This is a genomic window from Bradyrhizobium frederickii, assembly GCF_004570865.1.
GTDB lineage: Bacteria > Pseudomonadota > Alphaproteobacteria > Rhizobiales > Xanthobacteraceae > Bradyrhizobium > Bradyrhizobium frederickii.
In genome coordinates this window covers 1-21180 of the sequence record NZ_SPQS01000011.1, presented here as the reverse complement: position 1 = coordinate 21180, position 21180 = coordinate 1, and the positions used below count along the sequence as shown (strand labels likewise).

At 65.5% G+C, this 21180-nt stretch carries 20 protein-coding genes; 10 read left to right on the top strand and 10 right to left on the bottom strand.

All coding sequences use genetic code 11. The annotated features are described in order from the left end of the window. Nucleotides 1-3: 3 nt before the first annotated feature. The 6 genes from E4K64_RS19975 (at nt 4) to E4K64_RS19950 (ending at nt 6569) form a co-directional block, all read left to right on the top strand. Complete coding sequence (locus E4K64_RS19975) at nt 4-1431, top strand: TolC family protein (protein ID WP_135165053.1); 1428 nt, start codon at nt 4-6, stop codon at nt 1429-1431. A 13-nt stretch (nt 1432-1444) separates the two neighbouring features. Next, nucleotides 1445-2779 carry a copper oxidase gene (locus E4K64_RS19970; RefSeq protein ID WP_135165052.1) on the top strand — a complete coding sequence of 445 codons (1335 nt, stop codon included), beginning with the start codon at nt 1445-1447 and terminating at the stop codon, nt 2777-2779. A 32-nt stretch (nt 2780-2811) separates the two neighbouring features. Further along, nucleotides 2812-3264 carry a cupredoxin domain-containing protein gene (locus E4K64_RS19965; protein WP_167772144.1) on the top strand — a complete coding sequence of 151 codons (453 nt, stop codon included), beginning with the start codon at nt 2812-2814 and terminating at the stop codon, nt 3262-3264. A gap of 17 nt (nt 3265-3281) precedes the next feature. Continuing rightward, nucleotides 3282-3584 carry a copper-binding protein gene (locus E4K64_RS19960; RefSeq protein ID WP_135165050.1) on the top strand — a complete coding sequence of 101 codons (303 nt, stop codon included), beginning with the start codon at nt 3282-3284 and terminating at the stop codon, nt 3582-3584. A 348-nt stretch (nt 3585-3932) separates the two neighbouring features. Then, entirely contained in the window at nt 3933-6074 is a 2142-nt protein-coding gene (flhA, locus tag E4K64_RS19955; RefSeq protein ID WP_167772143.1) for a flagellar biosynthesis protein FlhA, read from the top strand. A gap of 294 nt (nt 6075-6368) precedes the next feature. Beyond that, nucleotides 6369-6569 (top strand): hypothetical protein, encoded by a 201-nt coding sequence (locus E4K64_RS19950; protein WP_135165048.1) that lies wholly within the window; start codon nt 6369-6371, stop codon nt 6567-6569. 1318 nt (nt 6570-7887) lie between these two features. Here the strand turns inward: E4K64_RS19950 and E4K64_RS19930 are convergent. The 6 genes from E4K64_RS19930 to fliI all read right to left on the bottom strand — a co-directional run bounded on the left by E4K64_RS19930 (nt 7888) and on the right by fliI (nt 14307). Further along, nucleotides 7888-9111 (bottom strand): NAD(P)/FAD-dependent oxidoreductase, encoded by a 1224-nt coding sequence (locus E4K64_RS19930; protein ID WP_135165047.1) that lies wholly within the window; start codon nt 9109-9111, stop codon nt 7888-7890. Nucleotides 9112-9229: 118 nt separating this feature from the next. After that, entirely contained in the window at nt 9230-10189 is a 960-nt protein-coding gene (locus tag E4K64_RS19925) for a helix-turn-helix transcriptional regulator (protein WP_135165046.1), read from the bottom strand. 225 nt (nt 10190-10414) lie between these two features. Continuing rightward, on the bottom strand, nt 10415-11476 hold the full coding sequence (locus E4K64_RS19920; RefSeq protein WP_135165233.1) for an anti-sigma factor: 1062 nt from the start codon (nt 11474-11476) through the stop codon (nt 10415-10417). Between the two features lie 74 nt (nt 11477-11550). Beyond that, nucleotides 11551-12096 (bottom strand): sigma-70 family RNA polymerase sigma factor, encoded by a 546-nt coding sequence (locus tag E4K64_RS19915; RefSeq protein ID WP_126255835.1) that lies wholly within the window; start codon nt 12094-12096, stop codon nt 11551-11553. Nucleotides 12097-12440: 344 nt separating this feature from the next. After that, the gene (gene fliJ / locus E4K64_RS19910; protein WP_011084990.1) at nt 12441-12860 is read right to left on the bottom strand and encodes a flagellar export protein FliJ; all 420 of its coding nucleotides are present in this window, start codon (nt 12858-12860) and stop codon (nt 12441-12443) included. A gap of 121 nt (nt 12861-12981) precedes the next feature. After that, entirely contained in the window at nt 12982-14307 is a 1326-nt protein-coding gene (gene fliI / locus E4K64_RS19905) for a flagellar protein export ATPase FliI (RefSeq protein WP_135165045.1), read from the bottom strand. Between the two features lie 450 nt (nt 14308-14757). Between fliI and ctrA the strand changes: the two genes are divergently transcribed. The 4 genes from ctrA (at nt 14758) to E4K64_RS19885 (ending at nt 17754) form a co-directional block, all read left to right on the top strand. After that, entirely contained in the window at nt 14758-15459 is a 702-nt protein-coding gene (ctrA, locus tag E4K64_RS19900) for a response regulator transcription factor CtrA (protein WP_016848562.1), read from the top strand. A gap of 332 nt (nt 15460-15791) precedes the next feature. After that, nucleotides 15792-16196 (top strand): DUF350 domain-containing protein, encoded by a 405-nt coding sequence (locus tag E4K64_RS19895; RefSeq protein ID WP_135165044.1) that lies wholly within the window; start codon nt 15792-15794, stop codon nt 16194-16196. Between the two features lies 1 nt (nt 16197). Then, complete coding sequence (locus E4K64_RS41180) at nt 16198-16590, top strand: hypothetical protein (RefSeq protein WP_135165043.1); 393 nt, start codon at nt 16198-16200, stop codon at nt 16588-16590. Between the two features lie 3 nt (nt 16591-16593). Then, nucleotides 16594-17754: a glutathionylspermidine synthase family protein gene (locus tag E4K64_RS19885; RefSeq protein WP_135165042.1), complete on the top strand. Its 1161-nt coding sequence runs from the start codon at nt 16594-16596 to the stop codon at nt 17752-17754. A gap of 182 nt (nt 17755-17936) precedes the next feature. Here E4K64_RS19885 and E4K64_RS19880 read toward each other — a convergent pair whose 3' ends face one another. The 4 genes from E4K64_RS19880 to E4K64_RS19865 form a co-directional block, all read right to left on the bottom strand. Further along, on the bottom strand, nt 17937-18809 hold the full coding sequence (locus tag E4K64_RS19880; protein WP_135165041.1) for a CheR family methyltransferase: 873 nt from the start codon (nt 18807-18809) through the stop codon (nt 17937-17939). After that, nucleotides 18806-19996, bottom strand: coding sequence for a protein-glutamate methylesterase/protein-glutamine glutaminase (locus E4K64_RS19875; protein ID WP_135165040.1), 1191 nt, complete (start codon nt 19994-19996; stop codon nt 18806-18808). The genes E4K64_RS19880 and E4K64_RS19875 overlap by 4 nt, the downstream gene beginning before the upstream one ends. Nucleotides 19997-20071: 75 nt before the next feature. Next, nucleotides 20072-20437: a response regulator gene (locus tag E4K64_RS19870; protein WP_007600538.1), complete on the bottom strand. Its 366-nt coding sequence runs from the start codon at nt 20435-20437 to the stop codon at nt 20072-20074. A gap of 71 nt (nt 20438-20508) precedes the next feature. Continuing rightward, nucleotides 20509-20982 (bottom strand): chemotaxis protein CheW, encoded by a 474-nt coding sequence (locus E4K64_RS19865; protein ID WP_135165039.1) that lies wholly within the window; start codon nt 20980-20982, stop codon nt 20509-20511. Nucleotides 20983-21180 lie beyond the last annotated feature (198 nt).

Sequence of the window (21180 nt, the reverse complement as noted above, 5' to 3'; positions counted from 1 at the left end):
GCCATGACATGCCATCTTGCGCGAGGCCTGCTCGTCCTCACCGCGTTCAGCGTCTCCGGCTGCGCCGCGTTCTCGCCCGACAGCGGCATGAACGCCGTCTCTGAGCTGACCAGCCGGACCATCGACAAGGACGTCGCCTTCGTGCGAACGGCCGACGGCGCCGGCGCGGTCGAGGCGCGCGTTCATCAATTGCTGGCCCGCACGCTGAGCGCCGAGAGCGCGGTGCAGATCGCGCTGCTCAACAACAAGGGACTGCAAGCCGCCTATAACGAGCTCGCATTGGCCGAGACCGATCTGGTCGAGCAGAGCCTGCCGCCCAATCCCGTATTCTCGATCTCGCGCATCACAGGCAATGGCGCCAGCGAGATCGAACGCCAGGTGGTCGGCGACATTCTCGCGCTCGCCACCCTGCCGTTCCGCTCCGAGATCGCCCGCGAGCGTTTTCGTCAGGCCCAATTGCGCGCGGCGCTGGCGACGCTGCGGCTCGCCGCCGACGTCCGCCGCGCCTATTGGCGCGCCATCGCCGGCAACGAGATGGTGGTGCTGCTGACCGACGCCAAGGCGACGGCGGAATCGACCGCACAGCTCGCCGTCAAGCTCGGCGAGACCGGCTCCCTCAACAAACTCGACCAGGCCCGCGAGCAGGTGTTTTATGCGGAGACCACGGCCGACCTCGCCACCGCGCGACAGACCGCGGCGAGCGCCCGCGAACGGCTGGCACGCTTGATGGGATTGTGGGACGGCGGCCTCGACTTCCGCCTGCCGAACGCGTTGCCGCAGCTGCCGCGCCGGCCGCTGACCTTGCCTTCGATCGAGGCCGACGCGGTCGCCCATCGCATCGACCTGCAGATCGCGCGGCTGGAGCTGACGGCACTGGCCAAGGCCTTGAACCTCACCGAGGCGACGCGCTTCGTCACGCTGCTCGACCTCGCCGGCATCTCCCGCCGCACGCAGGATCCGGAAGGGCCACCTTTCCGCGAGCGCGGCTTCGACGTCCAGTTCCAGATACCGATCTTCGACGGCGGCGAGGTGCGGGTGCGGCAGGCGACGGAGACCTACAATCTCGCCTTCAACCGCCTGACCGAGCGCGCCGTCAACGTGCGCTCGGAAGCGCGCGATGCGTATCGCGTCTATCGCTCCACCTACGACATCGCCAGCCACTACCAGCGCGAAATCATCCCCTTGCGCAAGATCATCACCGAGGAGATGCAGCTGCGCTTCTCCAGCATGCAGGTCGACATCTTCGCGCTGCTGACCGAGGCGCGGCAGCGCCTCGCCTCGCTGCGCGGCGCGATCGACGCCAGGCAGAGATTCTTTCTCGCCCAGGCCGACTTGCAGACCGCCGTCAACGGCGGTGGCGCGCCGGCCGCGGGCAGCGACAATCCAACCACCATCGCCGCGGCAGCACCTGCCGATGGCGGCGGCCATTGACATGGAGACCGAGATGTTTTCCCGCCGAGGATTTTTGGGGACCGCCGCGCTCGTCGGCGCATCTGCGGTTCAAGGCCGCGTGCAGGCCGCCTCGATTCCGGAAGCCCCGCACATGGACAAGGTGGTGATGCAGCCGCCGCTCCATCCCGTCAGCGGACCCGATTATCGCCCCGTGGTGACGCTGAACGGCTGGTCGCTGCCGTTCCGCATGAACGGCGACTGGAAGGAATTCCATCTCGTCGCCGAGCCCGTGGTGCGCGAGTTCGCCGAGGGCATGAAGGTGAATCTGTGGGGCTATAACGGCCAGTCGCCCGGACCGACGATCGAGGCGGTCGAGGGCGACAAGGTCCGCATCTTCGTCACCAACCGCTTGCCCGAATACACCACCGTGCACTGGCACGGCATGATCATTCCGAGCGGCATGGACGGCGTCGGCGGATTGAACCAGCCGCACATCCAGCCCGGCAAGACCTTCGTCTACGAGTTCGAGATGAGGAAGAGCGGCACCTTCATGTACCACCCGCATTCCGACGAGATGGTGCAGATGGCGATGGGCATGATGGGCATGGTCGTCGTGCATCCGCGCGATCAAAACTTCCGGCCGGTCGACCGCGACTTCGTCTTCGTGATGAGCACCTATCGGGTCGATCCCGGCACCTATCTGCCCCATGTCAACGAGATGACCGACTTCAACATGTGGACCTGGAATGCGCGGGTGTTTCCCGGCATCGATCCGCTGGCGGTCCGGCTCGGCGACAAGGTGCGTGTGCGCATCGGCAATCTCAGCATGACCAACCATCCGATCCATCTGCACGGCCATAGCTTTGCGGTCACCTGCACCGACGGCGGCTGGATTCCGGAGAGCGCGCAATATCCGGAGACGACGACCGACGTGCCGGTCGGTGCCGTCAGGGTTTTCGACGTCCTCGCCGACAATCCCGGCGACTGGGCATTCCACTGTCACAAGTCGCATCACACCATGAACGCGATGGGGCACGACGTGCGCAACCTGATCGGCGTGTCGCGCAAGGATCTCGCCAAGGCGGTCGGCAAGCTCGCGCCCGACGGCATGGCGATGGGCTCGACCGGCATGGCGATGGGCAACATGGAGATGCCGGCGCCCGACAACACGCTGCCGATGATGACGGGCACCGGCCAGTTCGGCCCGATCGAGATGGGCGGCATGTTCACGGTGATGAAGATCCGCGAAGATCTCGCGCGCGACGATTATCGCGATCCGGGCCCCTACCAATTCCCGAAGGGCACCGTCGCCTACGAGGTCGCGGCGCCGGCCGCGGAGCCGGCACGGCAGCAGCGCGGCAGCCCACCGATGAAGCACAAGATGTGAGCGTTTCGATGAACCATCAACTGGAGATGACGATGAAGACTATCAAGCTTGGCCTCGCGCTGGTTGCGCTGTCGACTGCGCCGGCCTTTGCGCACGACAAGCACTCTCACGCGACTTTTTCGGCCGGCGAGCCCGGCGACCCCAAGAAGCCCGCGCGCACCATCGAGATCCTGCTCAACGAAATGGATTACGCACCCGCCCGGATCGAGGTCAAGCGCGGCGAGCAGATCCGCTTCGTGCTGCGCAATGTCGGCAAGGAGGACCACGAATTCCTGCTCGCCACACCTAAGGAGAATCTCGCGCATGCGGCGGAGATGAAGAAGCATCCGCATATGGAGCACGACGATCCCAACGGCGTCAGGCTCGCGCCGCAAAAGACGGCCGAGATCCTCTGGAAATTCAGCAAGCCCGGCACGTTCGAATATTCGTGCCTCATTCCCGACCACCGCGACTACGGCATGGTCGGCCACGTCACCGTCAAGTAACGCGAGGAAAGTCTGCCATGAACCGCATCATCCGTATCACCGCCGCGCTGGCGCTGACATTGAGCGTTGCCGCCGGAGCTCTGGCGGCCGAGGCGGCCTCGATCAGCGGCGAGGTCAAGAAAATCGACGAGGGCGCCGGCAAGATCACGCTCAAGCACGGTCCGGCGAAGAGCCTCGGCATGGAAGACCCCATGACCATGGTCTATCGCGTCAAGGATCCCGCCATGCTCAAGCAGGTGAAGGTCGGCGACAAGGTGAGCTTCGAGGCCGAGGAGGCGGCCTCGGGGTACACGGTGACGAAGATGCAAAAGGCGAAGTAGCCCTTCCTGTCATTCCGGGGCGCGCCGCTCGGCGCGAGCCCGGAATCCATTCATCGACCAACTCCGCCGCCCGATGGATTCCGGGTTCGGCTCTGCGAGCCGCCCCGGAATGACGACCTGAGGGCGCCGAAACAGCCTGCCCCACCCCCCTTCCCACTCCCCGTTAACCCTTTGCTAACCATACACCCGGCAAGAATTGCCGGGTGAAGTCGAGTGTCGTCGGCCGCGTAAAACGGGAGGAACCCCGTGGACGCCAGTGCGGTGCCTCACTTTCGAAACGGCGGCCCCTCGGCCGCCGTGCAGACGTTTGGGGCGCGCGGACGGCAGTCGCGCGGGGAGGCAGCTACCATGGTCGACGTCACCGCGGGACAAGGCGTAGGCACCGCAAGAGCCGGCATCCCCTCCGTCAACGAGATCGTCACCATCCTCAGGCGCGGCGACATCGCGCTGGCGCTCGGCATCCTCACCATCCTGGTGGTGCTGATCCTGCCCCTGCCGGCGATCGTGCTGGACCTGTTCCTGGCGATCTCGATCACGCTCTCGATCCTGATCCTGATGACCTCGCTGTTCATCCAGACGCCGCTGGAATTCTCGGCCTTCCCGACCGTTCTCCTGATCTCGACCATGCTGCGTCTGTCGCTCAACATGGCTTCGACCCGCCTGATCCTGTCGCACGGGCACGAGGGCACGGCTGCCGCCGGTCACGTCATCGAGGCCTTCGGCAGCTTCGTGATGGGCGGCAATTTCGTCATCGGCATCATCGTCTTCGCCATCCTGATCATCGTCAATTTCGTCGTCATCACCAAGGGTTCGGGCCGTATCGCCGAAGTCGCCGCCCGCTTCCACCTCGACGCCATGCCCGGCAAGCAGATGGCGATCGACGCCGATCTGTCCGCCGGCCTGATCGACGAGAAGATCGCCAAGGAGCGTCGCAAGGAGCTGGAGGACGAAAGCGGCTTCTTCGGCGCCATGGACGGTGCCTCCAAATTCGTCCGCGGCGATGCCATCGCCGGCCTGCTGATCGTCTTCATCAACGTGGTCGGCGGCATGATCATCGGCGTGGCGCAGCAGGGCATGTCGTTTGCCGACGCCGGCCGCAGCTACACGCTGCTGACCGTCGGTGACGGCCTCGTCACCCAGGTGCCGGCGCTGATCGTCTCGACCGCGGCCGGCCTGCTGGTCTCCAAGGCCGGCGTCTCCGGCGCCGCCGACAAGGCGCTGATGAAGCAGTTCTCCGGCTATCCGCAGGCGCTCGCGATGTCCTCGGCGGTCATGCTGGTGCTGGCGGCGCTGCCGGGCATTCCGACCCTCCCGTTCCTGGCGCTCGGCGCCGGCGCCGGCGCGCTGGCCTGGAACGCCCGCAACCGCAACCGGGTCACCGCCAGGGCCGAGGAGGCCGCCAAGGCCGCACCCGCCCCGGGAACGCCGGGTGCGCCGGGCGCTGCCGCGGCGGACGAGCCGATCTCGGCCGCGCTCAAGATCGACGACCTCAAGATCGAGCTCGGCTATGCCCTGCTGCCGCTGGTCAACGGCCCCGACGGCACCGACCGCCTCACCGAGCAGATCAAGGCGCTGCGCCGCTCGCTTGCGATCGAGATGGGTTTCGTGATGCCGGCGGTCCGCATCCTCGACAACGTCCAGCTCGAGGCCAACACCTACATCATCAAGATCAAGGAGGTCGACGCCGGCACCGGCAAGATCTGGCCGAACCAGTTCATGGTCATGGATCCCGGCGGCAGCCAGGTGCAGGTGCCCGGCATCCACACCACCGAGCCCACCTTCGGCCTGCCCGCGACCTGGGTCGACGCCAGCCTCAAGGAAGAGGCTTCGCTCAAGGGCTACACCGTGGTCGATGCCGCGACCGTGCTCTCCACCCACCTCACCGAGCTGCTCAAGGCCAACATGTCGGACCTGCTCTCCTATGGCGAGGTGCAGAAGCTGCTCAAGGAGCTGCCGAAGGAGCAGAGCGAGCTGGTCAAGGACATCGTGCCGGGACAGGTCACGGTCTCCGGCATCCAGCGCGTGCTGCAATTGCTGCTCGCCGAGCGCATCTCGATCCGCGACCTCTCGACCATCCTCGAAGGCATCGCCGACTCGCTGGCCTTCTCGCGCAATCCCGCGACCATGGTCGAGCATGTCCGGGCGCGCCTGGCGCGGCAGATCTGCGCGCAGAACACCTCCTACAACGGCTATCTGCCGCTGATCGCGCTGTCGGCGAAATGGGAGCAGGCCTTTGCCGAATCCATCATCGGCCAGGGCGAGGAACGCAGCCTTGCGATGCAGCCCTCGAAGCTGTCGGAATTCATGACCGCCGTGCGCGAGGCCTTCGAGCGTGCCGCGCGCGAGGGCGAGGCGCCGGTGCTGGTCACCTCCGCGGCCATTCGCCCCTTCGTCCGGTCCCTGGTGGAGCGGTTCCGGGCCCAGACCACCGTGCTGTCGCAGGCTGAAATCCACCCCAGGGCGAGGTTGAAAACGGTCGGAAGCGTCTGATTTGCCTTAAGAAGCCGTGTGTTTTTCGGCCACAGGCAAATGGTTTTTGAGTTCCTGGCGCCTTGTGGACCAGCTGTCGAAAAGGCGCCCGGCAAGCACATTACAGCTTTGAAATAATTGCAAAAATGCACGATCAAGGGTCGCTTTTGATCGCGACCTTTCACGTCCTATCACGCTCTTGTGATGGCCTCTTGGGAACGAATCCGCCCAATACTAGGTTGTTGGGCACCGGAAGCATGAACCTGCCTGAACGGGCTGGCGACTACTTCGGGTAGATGGCGGCAGGAGGCTTCCATGAACCACTCGATCTACAGCGCGGACCGCGCGACCCATTTGAAGGTCGTGGTCGTCGCCCTCGTCGCAGGGATCGCGGTGGCTGGCCTCGGCATCACGGCACGCACGGGTTCGGATGAAGGCCTGACCCAGACCGCCCGCGTCATCAAGGCCGGCAAGCCGGTCGCTATCACCAGCTCGAACGTGCCCCTCGTTCGCTAAGGAGATCTGACGAGTTTCTTGAATTCACGCGGCTCTTTACCAGCCCCCCAAAGTCGCCACGTGGATATGTAGACGACCCCAACCCCAAGTCGACTACAGAAAGCGCCCGCCCCCCACGGGCGCTTTCTCATGTCTGGGGTCGCGATTCATTCAGTTGCACGCGCCTCAAGCTTGTCATTGTGAGCGTCGTTCTGGTGTCCCGGACAAGCTGCAGCGTTCTTGCGCTGCTGCGCAGAGCCGGGACCCAAGAGGCCACCGCAGTCGCTGCTGCATGGGCCCCGGCTCTGCAGCGCATCGTCGAAGGGACGCTGCGCTGCGTCCGGGGCACGAGAGCTCAGCCTTCGCGCATACTGCCTCAACACCGTCAGAATCTCTCCGCGGCGACAATAATTGATCCGTCATCCTGAGGTGCGAGGCATGCGATGCGGATGCATCGCATGCGGAGCCTCGAAGGATGCGCAGCCGAGCTGGTGCAGCGGGGCCGTCGCCCTTCGAGGCTTGCGCTGCGACGCTATCGCGCCGCTGCGCGCGCACCTCAGGGTGACGGTGATGCATAGGGTTTGCAACGTTCTCGCCTTCATGCGGACACAGCATCGCCTCCTCGCGGCTTGTTTCGCCCGAGCTTTGCTTGTCGCCTCACCTCATCAATTGAAAGAGGGCGCAGGGAAGACCGGGTGCCAGCCGGGCACCCACGGTCCACTGTGCGAAAGCGTGTGCTTAAGAAAAGCTGCACAGCGGCATACAGGTGGAGCCAAACATCCGGCCTTCCCTGCGCAGTGGTTTGACGGCTTATGTCGTGCTCTCCCCGGGGAGCGTTGCACTATTGCCCCCGTCGCCTTGCGGCTGATCGATGCGCGCGCCCGGTCGGGCCGCCACATCACCGCAAGACTTGACGCCAGACCCCGGGCGCCAGGACCACACGATTTTGCCGTACGCCGATCGCACCGGTCGTGTGCGCGAGAGGTTTCGCTCACGGCTCTCCGCCCTGCAAGACCCTTTCGCGCCGATGCCATCGGCGTCCACCGCCGCCCGGCCCGCGTTCGTGACGATCGCGATACGCCCCTCTTCCTTGGGCCGGGTTGCGGCGACACATACGTCATTTCCGAATTTCGGTAAAGTGGAATATTTTCGACGGCGCGCGTTGACCCACGGCTGGCGTGTTTTGCCCGTCGGGCAACGCAAGGCCTTGTAGGGTTGTAGCGCGGATGAGCGAAGCGACGTCCGGGATTCGCGAGTGCCAGCTCGCAATGAGGGAGCAACTTGCGCTGCCCGCCATGCTCCAACCTGCACACCGCGGGCCGGCAGCGTCACAGATTGCCTAGTGCGACCACGCTCCATAAGTGGGTGGCGGCGCCTGCACGGTCGGAGCTGCCGCCGCGAACAGGTCGTCCTTGTTGCCGGTGAGCGGCGGATAGATGCGCTTACGATTGATGATCTCCTTGGTCGCCTTCGCGGCTGCGCCGGTCGACCTCACGTCGCGATCCCAACCTTCGGTATAGAGGGCGCCCCAGCCGCCGAGATCGAGCACGGTCACGTACCAGTCAATCCGCAGCGACAGCATCGGCAAGCCCGTGAGATCGGCGACAACATTGTGGCCGGCGAAGCGGCCCATGGGACGCGCGAACTGGCAGGACATCACGGTCGGATGCAGCCCGTCGACCACGCTCGAAGCGACGTCGCCGGCCGCGAACACGCCGCCGACATTCGCAACCCGCATGAAGGGATCGACCAGGAGGCGTCCGAGCCGGTCGCGTGCATCCGGAAAACTTGCCGCCAGGGGGCTCGCACGCATCCCGGCACACCAGATCACCGTCTGAGCCGGAATAAACTCGCCCGAGCTCAAGCGAATGCCGGCCGCCTCGACCGATACGACGCGCACACCGAGACGCATCTCGACGTCAAGCGCGGCCAACGCCGTCTCGATGACGGGACGCGCCGCCGCGCCGATGCTGGCGCCGACCGCTGGATTGGGATCGACCAGGATGACACGGGGGCTGCCGCCAAGGCCCGCACGGGCCAGCCTGTCGGGCATCTCGGCCGCCACCTCGATGCCGGTAAAGCCGGCGCCGACCACCACGGCGGTCGAATACCCCTGCGACGGCGCGCTGCGGCCTAGCCGGGCGAGATGGTCCTCGAGGCGGAGCGCTGCAGCGTAGCTATCGACATCGAACGCGTGCTCCGCGAGTCCGGGAATGTCGGGACGCATCACCTCGCTGCCGAGCGCCAGCACGAGACGGTCATAGACCAGCTTCTCATCGCCGCTGCTTGTGACCAACGAAATTTCGCGCCGTATTGGATCGATGGCCTCGACCTCGCCGATCCCGTGACTGACGCCGACGGGATCGAGCAGTTTCGATAGCGGTATCGCGACCTCGCTGAGATCGACCTCGTAATTGCGCACACGAATGTTGTGATAAGCATTGCGATCGATCAAGCAGATCTCGATATCGCGGCCGGCGCCGATCTCGTCGCGCTTGCGCGCGGCACCGATGGCCGCCCACAGGCCTGCAAATCCAGCGCCGAGCACGACAATACGCGCCATGTCCGTGGACCGTGCTTTCCAAAGAAAATCCTGCGGTCTGCCCGCCGAGCCCGATATAGCTCATTCGGCCGGATCGACCAACCGTGCTAGCGCCGCGCCGCTGCGGAAAAACCGCAGCTTACCTCTCGCGCAGCTCCGACGGCGTCGCGCCGAAGCGCTTGCGGAAGGCGCGGTTGAAATAGGACAGATCGGCGAAGCCCGACGAATGCGCGATGTCGCTGATCTTGCGCGCCCTGGCGCGGGGGTCGCTGAGCAGCTTGCGTGCCTGCAGCAGCCGCTGCTCCAGCACGAATTCGGTGAAGGTCGTGCCGGCCTGCTCGAACAGACGTTGCGCCTGACGCGGGCTTAAGCCTGAGCGCGTTGCAACCTCGGACAGGCACAGATCGTTGCGGCCGAGCGCGGCCATCACGTCGGCGCGCATGAGGTCGAGACGCGCCGCCGCGTGTCCGCGGCCGCGGGCGAGACTCGCGTGCTCGGCATCGGTGCCGAGCAGGAGGCCAACGAGATCGACCATGTGCTGCGCGGTGAGGCGCTGGCCCACCGCGTCGAGATGCGGCGCGTGATTGGCGGCGAGCGCGTGATAGCGGAAGATGGTTTCGGCGACGGCGCCGTCGGAGAGCACTTGCGACAGCTTGTCCTCGGCGCGCGGATTGATGTCGAGCAGCGCGCGGCGCGGCATGCGAATGGTGGTGAAGCGGTCTTCGTCGGTGTGCCCGACGGTGCCGGTGATGCTCATGTCGACGAGCACCATCTGGGCGGGCGCAAGCTCGACGGTATGGCCGTTCTGCCCGACGCGGACGCGGCCCGCATGTGCGGCGATCAGGACGAGGTCGTCGCTGCCGTCGGCGAGGTGGCTCTGGGTGCGGGAATATTGCGCGGAGGCGCCTTCCGGAATGGCGAGCGCGATGTTGTCGACCACGCTGACCTGGAGCCGGCAATCGATGCTGTCGCCATGGCTCGGCCCGATGTCGAGTCCGCAGGGACCGACGGCCCGCTCGCGCCAATGCTCGAACGCCGCACCCTGCGGCAGTCCCGTGTATTGGTGGACGACGATGCCCGGCGTTCTCGCTGCATCCATCTGCTTTCTAGCCCCTCTCCGGCTCCGCGATCGGCGGCGCCGACTGCAATTTCCGGGAATTTGACGCCACGGATTGCGGCGAGGTTCAAATCGGGGGCTGATTCAGGGAGACTTGTCGTGACACGACAGCAGGATGGATCATGGCGACAGGAAGGCATGTCTTCCAGCTCGCATCGAGCGCAATGCCTCCAGCACTCGCGCGGCGCTCTGTCCCGGCTACGACACCTACTTTTTCGCGGGCGCCTGCGGCTGGGACGGCGGCACGGTCTCGATCAGCTTGCCGGAAAACACCGGGGCTGAGGTCGGCCGGCCGTCGGGTGAGCCGCCGGCCTGCTCGACGGTGACGGCAAAGGTCGCGCCGTTGACGACCTCGGGATCATAGGAGGCGAGCAGCGGACGCGCGGTGAAATCGCCGGAGCCGATCACGCCGAGCGAGCGCGGGCGCGGCAGCTTGTCGGAGATCAGCCAGAGCTCGAAGCTCTTGCCGGGCTCCGGCGTCGCACCGACCTTGCGCACCGTGAAATTCCGCGTCGCGCCGTCGACGGTGAGAATGAAGGCGGGGCCGCCGGCCTGGCCCTGCAACAGCGCGACATATTGCGCGGACGCGGCGAGCGGCGCGGCCGGAACCTTCACTTCCACGGTCTGGATGCGCGGTGCGGGACGCAAGCCGTTCGGCAGCGCATCGGGCAGGAAGATCTGGAGCGACAGCGTCACGAGCAGCGCGGCCGCGAGCGCACCGGCGACGGATGCGATGGAGCGCCAGCGCTTCACGCGGCCCTCGAGACGAATCACGTTGCCATCGTCGACGACCGCCGCCTGCGGCGCGCGCGCGACGGCAAGATCCGGAGCATGGACTTGCGGGATGAATTGCGGCGCGACGTCGGGAAGCGCGTCCGGCTCCGGACGCGGCATGTCCGGCGGCGCGGCCTCGGCCTGCGACCCGGCCGGTATCTGCGCAGCCTCCGTCGCCGGCTCTGCTGGCTCCGAAGCGGGCAGCTCCGGTGCAGGCGGAGGTGGCGGCGGCGAAGCTTCCGCAAGCGCGGGCGGCTGCTGCGCCCCCGCCGTACGCGCGATCTCGGACCTGATGTTCTCCCACACGATCGGGCGCGGCTCGAGCGAGCCGACCATCTGGTTGAGACCGCCGAGCCGGAAGGACCAGGCCTGCACGATCGCGGCGAACGCCTCGTCCACCGCCATCATGGTCTCGACCTGCGCGCGCTCGTCGGCATCGAGCGTGCCGAGCGCATATTCCGCGGCGAGCGCGATATGGTCCTCCGAATAGGCCATCACTGTCCTTCACCTCTCCCGAAGGGAGAGGTGGATCGTCGTTGCCGCGCTGGTTCCTGCCACTTCATCATCCTCTAAAGTCCGAGGCACTCCCGGATATCCAACATACTGCGCCGGAGCCACGTCTTCACCGTGTTGACGGGGGCGGCGAATTTCTCCGCCAATTGCTCGCGGCTCCAGCCGTTGTAATAGGCGAGAAGCACGAGCCGCTGACGGTCCGGTTCGAGCCGGCCGATGCATTCCAGCAGCCGCTTCAGCTCTTCGGTCATCTCCCGGCGCGCCAGCGGGTCGGGACTGTCGGCCGCAACCTCCATCGCCTGGGGCTCTTCCTCGATGGACGTTTCCGACTTCTTGCGGACGATATCGATCGCGCGGTTGCGCGCAATCGAAGCCATCCACGTGATCGGCGACGACAGCGCCGGATCGAACCGGCCGGCGCCGTTCCAGATCTTGACGTAGGTCTCCTGAATGACCTCCTCTGCGAGATCCTGTCGACGCAAGATACGGAGCACGACGCCATAGAGTTTCGCGCGCGTGGCGGCGTAGAGGCGCTCGAACGCGGCCTGATCGCCCTTCGCCACCGCCTCGATCAACCCGACCAGCTCTGCTGGCGTCAGCATTCAGCCCCCTCATCTTCCTCCCTCTCCCCGCCTGCGGGGTCGGGACGAGCTACGCTCGCCCTGAGAGGGTTGGGGTGAGGGGGAGCCTCCGCAAGGGAGGTTGCAGACGGACTCGCCGAGAATCCCCCTCACCCGGATCGCATCTGACGATGCTACGCATCGCCGGGGCGATCCGACCTCTCCCCGCAAGCGGGGCGAGGTAAACCACCCACCACCATAGCGCGCGACAAAGCCGACCACCAAGGGGCGCGGCGCCACACTGTGGACAGCACATACGAAAACCCGGACCTTGCGGGTCCGGGTTCTGAGGATGTTTCGGTGGTCTGGCTTGCTGGTTTGGCCGCTCAGGCGACGGCGCCGATGCGGGCGCGCATCAGGCCGATACTGTCGAGGTCGGCCTGCTCGCGGGCGTTCTCTTCGGCGCGCTCGCGGGCCTGGTCGCGCTCGTCGAGCAGCTCGACCTTCTTCAGCTCCTCGAAGGCCTCGGCCAGCGCGGCCTTGGCTTCGTCGAGCTGGCCCTTGAGCTCGTCGGCCGAGCGGGTCAGGTTCTCGCGGCGCTGGATCGCGGCCTTGGCGTAGGTCGGATAGGCGAAGTGCGAGGGATCGTTGATCCCGGCGCGCTCCTGCTCGGTCTGGATCTCGCGTTCGAGATCGACCGACATCCGCTGGAAATCGGCGATCATGGTCTCGATCTGGGTGACCCGGCGGCGCTTCTCGTCGACCTGAAACTTCTTCAGGCGGATGAGGGTATCTCGTGACTTCATCGACTCGTACTCCCCAGAAGTCCCCCCGCTGCACGTGGGACGATACCGGTCACCCCACGGGCCCAATGGAGGCCCAGACCGGCTCTGCTACTCTGTGGGATCGGATGATGACCGGACAAAGTTAGCGTTCCGTTTCCAAATTACCGAGGATTTGCGCCAACTGGCGGTAGCCGTCCGCAAGCGATGCATTTTCGTCCTTGCGCTGGCGCAGGAAGGCCTCCAGCGGCTCGTGCAGGCGGATCGCCTCGTCGACTTCCGGGCTGGAGCCGGCCCGGTAGGCGCCGAGCCGGATCAATTCCTCCATGTCGGCATAGGTCGCCATTACCTGGCGCGCCCGCTGGATGACGGGCCAGAATTGCGGATCGGCCGATTTCGGCATGGTCCGGGAGACGGACTTGAGGATGTTAATCGCGGGATAGCGGCCGCGCTCGGCGATCGAGCGCTGCATCACGATGTGGCCGTCCAGGATGCCGCGCACGGCGTCCGCGATCGGCTCGTTATGGTCGTCGCCGTCGACCAGCACCGTGAAGATCGCGGTGATGGCGCCCTCCCCGAGGCCCGGGCCGGCGCGCTCCAGCAGCTTCGGCAGCTCGGTGAAGACGGTCGGCGTATAGCCCTTGGCCGTCGGCGGCTCGCCGGCGGACAGGCCGATTTCGCGCTGGGCCATGGCAAAGCGCGTCACCGAATCCATCAGGCACAGCACGTCCTTGTCCTCGTCGCGAAAATATTCGGCGACCGCGAGCGTCAGATACGCCGCCTGGCGCCGCATCAGCGCCGGCTCGTCGGAGGTCGCGACCACCACGACGGAGCGCGCCAGGCCCTCCTCGCCGAGGTCGTCCTGCAAGAATTCCTGCACCTCGCGGCCGCGCTCGCCGATCAGCCCGATGACGCTGACATCGGCGTCGACGTTGCGCGCGAGCATCGACAGCAGCACCGACTTGCCGACGCCGGAGCCTGCGAAGATGCCCATGCGCTGGCCGCGGCAGCAGGTGAGGAAGGTGTTCATCGCACGCACGCCGAGATCGAGCGGCGCGCCGACGCGCTTGCGCGAATGCGCCGGCGGCGGCGTATTGCGGAACGGCATCGGCGAGGCGCCTTGCGGCAGCGGTCCCTTGCCGTCGATCGGCTCGCCCAGCGCGTTGACGACGCGGCCGAGCCAGGCCGGCGAGGGTCGCACCAGATTGGCGGCATTGGCGATGACGGCCTTGCAGCCGCGGCGCACGCCGTCGAGGCCGGCGAACGGCATCACGACAGCATTGTTGCCGGAGAAGCCGATTACCTCGCAAGGAATCGAACGGTTGACCCCGGTCTCGATCACCAGCCGCGCGCCGACCGACATGGCGTGAATAGGACCGGCCACTTCGACCATCAGGCCGCGGACGCCGACCACACGGCCATAGATATTGATGCCGTCGATGTCGCCGATCTGTTCGGCAAGAGCCTTCATCGGGGAGCCTTCATATGAGGGCCTTCATAGCGTGGTCGCCTTCGGGAATCCCGGATCGCCCGAGCGATCTCCGGGACATCACGGAGGAAACCTTAAGTTTCGCCATATTTCTGAACGGCGCTTAACTTCGTGTTTACCCGCATCATTAATCATTGCGTCACTGTCTTTGTGACTGAGCGTGACTCCCCTTCAGAAGAAGGCTGAGTCGCGGGAGTCGGTTAGGCCCGTCTCTTAAAGTGGAACTTGAACGGAGCTGGGTGACGAAAACTGCTTCACCGCAAGACCTTAGGGCGATTCGACAAAAATTGCACCCGAGGGACTTGCGTTCCAGAATCAGGATTTGTTAACCATCTGTTGTCAGGATCCGAATCAGTTGTTCAAAGGCGTTTTGTTGAGTGCCGCGAATGCGGCCGACCTGACGCCCAGGAGCGGCGACTATGGGGAACTGGCATGCGCGTTTTGCTGATTGAAGATGACAGCGCCGTCGCGCAGTCGATCGAGCTGATGTTGAAGTCGGAGAGCTTCAACGTCTACACGACCGATTTGGGGGAAGAAGGCGTCGATCTCGGTAAATTATACGATTACGACATTATCCTTCTCGACCTCAATCTGCCCGACATGTCCGGATACGACGTGCTCAAGCAGCTCCGGGTCTCCAAGATCAAGACACCGATTCTGATCCTCTCCGGCCTCGCCGGCATCGAGGACAAGGTCAAGGGTCTCGGCGTCGGCGCCGACGACTACATGACCAAGCCCTTCCACAAGGACGAGCTGGTGGCCCGCATCCACGCGATCGTGCGCCGCTCCAAGGGCCATGCCCAGTCGGTCATCCAGACCGGCGACCTCGTCGTCAACCTCGACACCAAGACGGTGGAAGTCGGCGGCCAGCGCGTGCATCTGACCGGCAAGGAATATCAGATGCTGGAGCTGCTTTCGCTCCGCAAGGGCACCACCCTCACCAAGGAAATGTTCCTCAACCACCTCTATGGCGGCATGGACGAGCCGGAGCTGAAGATCATCGACGTCTTCATCTGCAAGCTCCGCAAGAAGCTGGCCAACGCCTCCGAGGGCCGCAACTTCATCGAGACCGTGTGGGGCCGCGGCTATGTGCTGCGCGAGCCGCACGAGGCCGACGAACGCATCCCCGCCTGATCCTGGGTTTACGTCGCGAGCCCACAGGCTCGCTCCTCCCAGCCTGGACCCCGCCGCAAATGGCGGGGTTTTGTTTTTTGGGGGGGGGCCCGATTTCTCCCTCTCCCGCTTGCGGGAGAGGGTCGGGGAGAGGGTTTCTCCACATCGGGACAATCCCTGCGTGGAGAGAACCCCCACCCGGCGCGGGACGATGCTTCGCATCGCCCGGAACGCGCCGACCTCCCCCGCAAGCGGGAGAGGTACACCGCCGGCGCGGCTACAGCTACAGCTCTTAACATTTGAACCGCTATCCTTCCCCGGCCGACGAATGGTCGCTGCACGATGGGGGAACGATGATCCTGCAATCACTGGCCGGCCTGCCCGCCTTCCTGGTCTATTTCTGCACCGGGCTGATCGCGATCGTGGCGTATTTGTTCGTCTACACCCGCATCACGGCGCACAACGAGTTCCAGCTGATCCGCGACAACGAGCCGGCCGCCGCGATCGCGCTCGGCCTCAGCCTGCTCGGTTTCGTGGCGCCGCTGGTCAGCGCCATCGCGCATTCGGCCAATGTGCTGGACTGCCTGATCTGGGCGACCATCGCGCTGATCGTGCAGGTCATCGTGTTCTTTCTCGTAAGGGTGCCGGTGCCGAACCTGTCCGCCCGGATCGCCGACGGCGAGCTTGCGCCCGCGATCTGGCTCGGCCTGTCCTCGCTTGCGGCCGGCCTCCTCAACGCTGCCAGCATGATCTATTGAGATGGCGGACAAACCCTCCAAGAAGGAATTCGGCAAGCGCCGGCCGGTGGCCGAGAAACCGCCTCCGCGTCCGCCGGTGAAGCGCTCCGGTCATGTCGCGCTGCTGGTGATGGGCACCCTCGCGGTCGGCACCACTGCCTACACCTTGATGCCGCGGCAGACCTGCGAGCCCACGCCCGGCGCCGTGCCGGGACAGGCCACCACCACCTGCACCAGCAGCGGCAGTTCTTCGTCGAGCAGTGGCAGCAGCTCGCGCTGGTCGTCGCGATCGAGCTTCTTCAGCAGCGATTCGTCGTCCCATTCATCGTCGGCAACGTCATCCGATTCCGGCCACAGCAGCGTGAGCCGCGGCGGCTTCGGCTCGTTCGGCCACGGCTTCTCGGGCGGCGGCTGATCCATGCAGCGCATCACCTGTCTCGAGCGCGACGACTGGCGAGAGACCGCAGCGCATTGCGGCTTCGTCTTCCACACCATCGACGGCGAACGCTATTGGGACGAGCGCGCCTATTACGGCTTCACGCTCGACGAGATCGAGCGCGGCATCGAGACGCCGACCGGCGAGATCGACGCGATGTGCCTCGAGCTTGCCGGACGTGTCATCGGCGACGAGCGCTGTTTGCGGCGCTTGAAGATACCGGAAGCGTTCTGGAGCCTGATCGCCGAAAGCTGGCAGCGCGACGATCGCAGCCTCTATGGCCGCCTCGATCTCAAATTCGACGGCAAAGGTCCGGCAAAGCTGCTCGAATACAACGCGGACACGCCGACCTCGATCTTCGAGGCCGCGGTGTTTCAATGGACCTGGCTCGAACAGGCGATCGAACGCCGCGTCATCCCCTCGCGTGCCGATCAGTTCAATTCCATCCATGAGCGATTGATCGCGGCATGGAAGGAGATTGCCGGCGGGCGCGATGTCCATCTCACCGGCATCACCGGCAACGCGGAGGACGCCGGTACGCTCGCTTATCTCGAGGACACCGCACGCCAGGCCGGGCTCTCGACCAGGCTGCTCGACATCGAGGAGATCGGCTGGCGCGATGAGGACGGCGGCTTCGTCGATCTCGACGAGAACGACATCGCGCTCGCCTTCAAGCTCTATCCCTGGGAGTGGATGTTCCACGACGCCTTCGGCGCCAAGCTGAAGGACGCGCCGACGCGCTGGATCGAGCCGCCGTGGAAGGCGGTGCTCTCCAACAAGGGCATTTTGCCGCTGCTCTGGGAGATGTTTCCGAACCATCCCAATCTGCTGCCGGCGTTCTTCGAGGACGATCCGCGCGCCGCCGAACTCGGCACGTCCTATGTGCGCAAGCCGCTGCTGTCGCGCGAAGGCGCCAACGTCACGCTGGTGTCCGGCGGGATGCCGCTCGAGGAGCAGGCGGGCCCTTACGGCGCCGAAGGTTTCGTGCGGCAGGCCCTGGCACCGCTGCCGAATTTCTCGGGCTTTTATCCGGTGGTGGGAAGCTGGCTGGTGAACCACGAGCCGTGCGGATTGTCGATCCGCGAGGACGAGAGCCCGATCACGGGCAACCGCTCGCGGTTTCTGCCGCATGCGATCTTGTGAGGGCTTGTCATTCCGGCGCGCGACAAAGTCGCGAGCTATGATGCGCAATTGCGCATCAGAGAATCCATAACCACAGGCAGATCGAATGGCCCCGCGTCTAACCACCTGCCTGCTACGATGGCCTGTGCTTTTGAATTCCGGGCTCCGCGCTTACGCGCGGCCCCGGAATGACGAGAAGCAAATCACTTCGCCGCGGCGAGCTTCAGCGGCTGCGGCATCAATCCACCCATGGGGCGGCCGGAGCGGGCGGGATTGAGCTGGTAGAGACCGCGGCGGTCCGCGATGGGACGGAATGCGTCGGTGATGCCGACGACGGATTCGGCGGCCCCCAGCAGCAGCGTGCCGTCGGCCTCCAGGCACTTCGCCATCCGCTCGAAGATCACCGCCTTGGTGTCCTGGTCGAAATAGATCAGCACGTTGCGACAGAAGATCACGTCGAACGTGCCGAGATGAGAGAAGTCCTGCAGCAGATTGAGCTGGCGGAACTGCACCATGGCGCGAATGTCGGCATTGAGCTGCCAGAGCTCGCCGGTTTGCGTGAAGTACCTCACCAGGTGCTGGATCGGCAGGCCGCGCTGCACTTCGAACTGGCTGTAGACGCCGGCCTTCGACTTCTCCAGCACCTCCTGCGACAGATCGGTGGCGACGATCTCGATGCGCCAGCCGGCGAGGGCCGCGCCCATCTCCTTCACGCACATCGCGATCGAATAGGGCTCCTGGCCGGTCGAGGACGCCGCCGACCAGATGCGAAGGGACCTGCGCGCCGCGCGCGCCTGGATCAGACCCGGCAGGATGGTGTCGCGCAAGTGATCGAACGGGATCTTGTCGCGGTAGAAGAAAGTCTCGTTGGTCGTCATGGCTTCGACCACGTCGGTCGCAAGCCGGCCGTCGCCGTTCCTGATCTTCAGCACCAGATCGGGAATGCCGGGAAGGCTCGCCTTGCGCGCCAGCGGCAAGAGCCGGCTCTCGACCAGATATTGCTTGTCCGCCGAGAGATCGAGACCGGAGCGCTCTTTCAGGAACTTGCGCAGATAATCGTAATCGGTGGGCGTCACGAGCGATCTCCCGCGAACAGGCGGTTGACCTTGGCGCCGATCTGGTTGAGCGGCAGGATGGCGGCGCAGATGCCGGCATTGGCCGCCGCGCCCGGCATGCCCCAGACCACGCTGGAGGCTTCGTCCTGCGCGATGACGTTGCCGCCGGCGGCAACGATGTCCTTGCCGCCGCGCATGCCGTCCGAGCCCATGCCCGTCAGGATCACGGAGAGAATGTTGCCGTGCCAGATATCGATGGCGGAGATGAAGAGCGGGTCGACCGCGGGCTTGCAGAAATTGACCGCGGGGCCGTCGTCGAGTGCGATCACGGTGTCCGCGCCGTTGCGTGCAACGCGCATGTGCTTGCCACCGGGCGCAAGATAGATCCGTCCCGGCCTCACCGACTCGCCGTCGACCGCCTCGGCTGCCGGCCGGCGGCTGGACCGCGCCAGATGCTCGGCGAGGATGGTCGTGAAGGTCGGCGGCATGTGCTGGGTGATCAGCACCGGGAAGCGATCGATCACCGGGCCGAGCTCGCCGACGAGCGCCATCAGCGCCTGCGGGCCGCCGGTCGAGGAGCCGATCAGCAGCACCTTGGGTGCCTGATTGGAGAACGGGCGAAGCGCCGGCGATCCCGACGGCGCGGCCTGCACGGTCGCAGCGGGCGCGACGGGCCGCGCAACGGGACTGCGCGGGGCCGGAGCCGGGCTCGCGGGTGCCAGCGGCGGACTCGCAACCGCGGACTTGCGCCGCAGCCGCGCGCCGAGATGACGGATCTTCTGGATCAGGTCGTGATGAAAGATGTCCGCGGCCGACGCTTCGCGCGTCGATTCCGGCTTCGGAATGTAGTCGGCCGCACCGAGCGACAGCGCCTTGAAGCTGATCTCCGCGTTGCGGCGGGTCAGCGTCGAGGCCATGATGATGACCAGATCGCGCTTCTTCGCCAGCAGCTTCGGCAGCGCCGAGATGCCGTCGAGCTCGGGCATTTCGATGTCGAGCACCGCGACGTCAGGGTTGATGCGTTCGAGCTGGTTGACCGCCTCGAGCCCGGTCCGCAGCGAGGCCGCGACCTCCATGTCGTGCTCGGCACCGACCCAGCGCGAGATCAGACCGCGGATGACGACGGAGTCGTCGACGATCATCACCCGCAGCGGCCCTGCTTCGCGTGACGCCGTCGTTGCCGAATTCCCTGCGAACGCCACACTCATTACTCACCAACTCAGACTGAAAGGGGACGGTTGAAAACAGGCGCCGAAGAATCCGGTCGGCCTCCGGCCGATCGCTCAGATAAGGCCGACTTCCTGGAATTTCGCCGTCACGATATCCTTGTCGAACGGCTTCATGATGTATTCGTTGGCGCCGGCATGCAGCGCGCGCGCGATATGCGCGACGTCGTTCTCGGTGGTGCAGAACACCACCTTGGGCTGGTCGCCGCCGGGCATCCGCCTGAGATGGCCGAGGAACTCGTAACCGTCCATCACGGGCATATTCCAATCGAGCAGCACCGCATCGGGCAAGCCGCGCTTGCAGGCTTCCAGCGCCTTCTCACCGTCCTCGGCTTCGAGAATCTGGAAGTCGAGGCCCTCCAGGATGCGGCGCGCAACCTTGCGGATGACGCTAGAATCATCAACGACGAGACAAGTGCGCATGTGAACCTCTGCTTCCTCCCCCGGCGGGGGGCACTTCCAATTACTGGCACGTCGGCGGTGAGGCCGCGGTATCAGGCCGCCATCATCTCAGGCGCGAGCTCGAGGACGCGATCGACGTCGAGCACGACCATGAGCTGTCCGTCGAGGCGGTGGACGCCGCCGGCGAGCTTGGCCATGCGGGGATCGAGGTTGACGGGGTTCTCTTCCATGCCGGCCTCGGGCAGGCGCAGCACCTCGCCGATCTGGTCGATCAGAAGGCCGTAGGATTCGCCGCGCAGATCGACGCCGACCGCCATCGGCACCTTGCCGTCCTCGGGCTGCGGCAGGCCGAGACGGGCGCGCATGTCGACCACGGTGACGATGCGGCCGCGCAGATTGAGCACGCCGGCGATCTCGCGCGAGGACAAGGGCACGCGGGTGACGCGTTCGGGCATGAACACGTCCTGGACGCGGGAGATCGGCAGGCCGAACAGCTGGCCGCCGATCATCGCGGTGACGTATTCGACCATGGCGCCTTCGCTGGACTGCATCTTGTTGCTGGCCATAAGCCTATCTCCTGATCCCCTGGGTTACGCCGCCGCCCGGCTCAGCTCGGAGGCGCCGGCGGCGCCCGCGGTCTGCTCCTTCAGCGCCGCGATCAGACCGGGACGGTCGAACTTGGCGACATAATCGTGGAAGCCGGCCTGACGGCCGCGCTCGATCGCCGCCGGCGACACCAAGGCGGACAGGCCGATGATCGGCAT

Coding starts and splice junctions, on each gene's coding strand:
- E4K64_RS19975 (WP_135165053.1), top strand. CDS start 4: ATGACATGCCATCTTGCGCGAGGCCTGCTCGTCCTCACCGCGTTCAGC.
- E4K64_RS19970 (WP_135165052.1), top strand. CDS start 1,445: ATGTTTTCCCGCCGAGGATTTTTGGGGACCGCCGCGCTCGTCGGCGCA.
- E4K64_RS19965 (WP_167772144.1), top strand. CDS start 2,812: ATGAAGACTATCAAGCTTGGCCTCGCGCTGGTTGCGCTGTCGACTGCG.
- E4K64_RS19960 (WP_135165050.1), top strand. CDS start 3,282: ATGAACCGCATCATCCGTATCACCGCCGCGCTGGCGCTGACATTGAGC.
- flhA (WP_167772143.1), top strand. CDS start 3,933: ATGGTCGACGTCACCGCGGGACAAGGCGTAGGCACCGCAAGAGCCGGC.
- E4K64_RS19950 (WP_135165048.1), top strand. CDS start 6,369: ATGAACCACTCGATCTACAGCGCGGACCGCGCGACCCATTTGAAGGTC.
- E4K64_RS19930 (WP_135165047.1), bottom strand. CDS start 9,111: ATGGCGCGTATTGTCGTGCTCGGCGCTGGATTTGCAGGCCTGTGGGCG.
- E4K64_RS19925 (WP_135165046.1), bottom strand. CDS start 10,189: ATGGATGCAGCGAGAACGCCGGGCATCGTCGTCCACCAATACACGGGA.
- E4K64_RS19920 (WP_135165233.1), bottom strand. CDS start 11,476: ATGGCCTATTCGGAGGACCATATCGCGCTCGCCGCGGAATATGCGCTC.
- E4K64_RS19915 (WP_126255835.1), bottom strand. CDS start 12,096: ATGCTGACGCCAGCAGAGCTGGTCGGGTTGATCGAGGCGGTGGCGAAG.
- fliJ (WP_011084990.1), bottom strand. CDS start 12,860: ATGAAGTCACGAGATACCCTCATCCGCCTGAAGAAGTTTCAGGTCGAC.
- fliI (WP_135165045.1), bottom strand. CDS start 14,307: ATGAAGGCTCTTGCCGAACAGATCGGCGACATCGACGGCATCAATATC.
- ctrA (WP_016848562.1), top strand. CDS start 14,758: ATGCGCGTTTTGCTGATTGAAGATGACAGCGCCGTCGCGCAGTCGATC.
- E4K64_RS19895 (WP_135165044.1), top strand. CDS start 15,792: ATGATCCTGCAATCACTGGCCGGCCTGCCCGCCTTCCTGGTCTATTTC.
- E4K64_RS41180 (WP_135165043.1), top strand. CDS start 16,198: ATGGCGGACAAACCCTCCAAGAAGGAATTCGGCAAGCGCCGGCCGGTG.
- E4K64_RS19885 (WP_135165042.1), top strand. CDS start 16,594: ATGCAGCGCATCACCTGTCTCGAGCGCGACGACTGGCGAGAGACCGCA.
- E4K64_RS19875 (WP_135165040.1), bottom strand. CDS start 19,996: ATGAGTGTGGCGTTCGCAGGGAATTCGGCAACGACGGCGTCACGCGAA.
- E4K64_RS19870 (WP_007600538.1), bottom strand. CDS start 20,437: ATGCGCACTTGTCTCGTCGTTGATGATTCTAGCGTCATCCGCAAGGTT.
- E4K64_RS19865 (WP_135165039.1), bottom strand. CDS start 20,982: ATGGCCAGCAACAAGATGCAGTCCAGCGAAGGCGCCATGGTCGAATAC.